The following is a 2,024-nucleotide window of genomic DNA, read 5'->3' on the forward strand; positions in this document are numbered from 1 at the left end:
AGCCCGAGCGCGACCCGGGCACGGCGGGGGCACGGCCTGAGCGCGACCCGAGCGCGGCGGGGGCACGGCCTGAGCACGACTCTAGCGCGGCGGGAGCACGGCCTGAGCGCGACCCGGGCACGGCCCTAGCGCGGCACTCGCGCTGCGGTTCGCAGCCGGCGATCCGCTATCCCGTCCGGAAAAAACAAAAGGCGGCGCTTCAACGAAGCGCCGCCTTTTTTTGTGGCTGCGGGCCGGCATCCAGCCCGCGCGCCGCGCCGGTGCGTCAGGCCACCACGATGCGCTGCGGATCGGCCGCCGCCAGCGCCTCGGCGCGATTCGGCGCCGGCGGGTAGATCCATTCCGAGTTGATCTGCGTCTTCAGCGCCTTGGCCTGCGCGCCCTCCATCTTCACGACGCGATCCCAGCCCTCCGTATACACCGCGCCCCACGGGCCGAGGTCCAGGCACGTCACGTACTTCGGCTGGCTGTACGGCAACGGCGCCTCGCCGAGCAGATCGGCCGCCGCGTTGTGGCCGGCCGAACGGCCGAGATTCATCGCGTGCTGGCACGACATGGCCGCATGGTTGCCGGCCTCGTCGGTGGCCGCGTAGGCGCAGTCGCCGGTGGCGTAGACGGCTTCGACGCCCGTCACCTTCAGATTCCGATCGACATGCAGACGGCCGAAACGGTCGTGCTCGCCGGGCACTTGTGCAGTCAATGCGCTGGCGCGCGCGCCGGCCGTCCAGACCACGGTTTGCGCGTCGATCCGCTCGCCGTTGGCCAGCGTCACGCCCTGCGCATCGACGAACGCCACGCCCGAGCCGAGCTTCCAGCGCACGCCCAGTTCCGTCAGCGCGCGCGTGATGACCGGACGCGGGCCGGGGCCGAGGTCCGGCCCGAGCTCGGCTTCGCGGTCGATCAGGATCACGTCCACGTCCGCCGCCTCGCCGAGGATCGCGCGCAGCCGCGCCGGCAGCTCGGCGGCCGTTTCGATGCCGGTGAAGCCCGCGCCCGCCACCACCACGGTGTTGCGCGCCTTGCCGGCCGGCCGCGCGGCCAGCGCGTGCAGATGCGCTTCCAGCGCGGCGGCGTCCTCGACCTGATCGACGTTGAACGCATGCGGCACCAGGCCCGGAATCTCGGGACGGAACAGCCGGCTGCCGGCCGCCAGCACGAGCCGGTCGTAGCCGAGGCGCTGCGGTTCGGCGCCGGCTTCGGCGCTGCTCACGCTCACTTCGCGCCGCGCGACGTCGATCGCCTCGACGCGCCCCGCCACGAAACGCACGCCCACCGCGTCGAACAGCGGCTGCAGCGGCGCGCGCATCGCGCCCGGATCGTTTTCGTAGAGGCGCGGGCGCACGTGCAGCTCGGCGGCCGGCGCGACCAGCGTGATTTCGATATCGGTACGGCCGCGCAGATCGAGCAGGCGGGCCGCCGACAGCGCGCTCCACATGCCGGCGAAGCCGGCGCCGATCACCAGAATGCGTTTCGACATGATTTTCTCCTGTTGGACGAGAGGTGGGACGCGATCGCCTCGACGGCGACCGTTCCACGATTTCGGACAACTCGGATTGTATTGATCGCAGTTCACGAAAGCAAGCATCGATCGTTGAGGCTATAGGCAAAAGATTGTTTCGCCTTCCATGCTTCCATCATTGCCATTTATTCCGACTCGATCAATCCGAGTTTGACGATCGCAGCGAATGCCGCGCCCGTGCGACAATCGCTGTCCACCGAGCCGCCCGGCTCGTCCACCGGGCCTCCCGATGAGCCAACGCGACCTCAAACTCGACATCGACCGCCGCCTGCAACTGCCGGTCTATCTGCAGATCTGCGAGCGTTTCCGGCAGGCGATCGGTGCGGGCCACCTGCGCCCCGGCGACCGCGTGCCGGCCGTGCGCGGCCTCGCCACCGAGCTGAACACCGCGCGCGGCACGATCGAGATGGCGTATCGGATCCTCGTGGACGAGGGCTATTTCCAGGTGCGCGGCGCGGCCGGCACCTATGTGTCGCCGTCGCTGCCGCCGGCCGCGACGGCGACA

2 protein-coding genes are annotated in these 2,024 nt (G+C 70.2%); one reads left to right on the top strand and one right to left on the bottom strand.

Annotated features, from left to right (window positions below; all coding sequences use genetic code 11):
- Nucleotides 1-265: 265 nt before the first annotated feature.
- The gene (locus G3N92_RS32925) at nucleotides 266-1,477 is read right to left on the bottom strand and encodes an NAD(P)/FAD-dependent oxidoreductase (RefSeq protein ID WP_206131698.1); all 1,212 of its coding nucleotides are present in this window, start codon (nucleotides 1,475-1,477) and stop codon (nucleotides 266-268) included.
- Nucleotides 1,478-1,748: 271 nt separating this feature from the next.
- Between G3N92_RS32925 and G3N92_RS32930 the strand changes: the two genes are divergently transcribed.
- On the top strand, nucleotides 1,749-2,024 hold a 276-nt coding region (locus G3N92_RS32930), incomplete at its 3' end, for a GntR family transcriptional regulator (RefSeq protein WP_206131699.1).

The sequence above is a fragment of the Burkholderia sp. Ac-20379 genome (genome assembly GCF_017104645.1).
GTDB lineage: Bacteria > Pseudomonadota > Gammaproteobacteria > Burkholderiales > Burkholderiaceae > Burkholderia.

Bases quoted from the DNA above. Each gene is read 5' to 3' on its own strand.
- G3N92_RS32925 (WP_206131698.1), bottom strand. From the start codon at position 1,477: ATGTCGAAACGCATTCTGGTGATCGGCGCCGGCTTCGCCGGCATGTGG.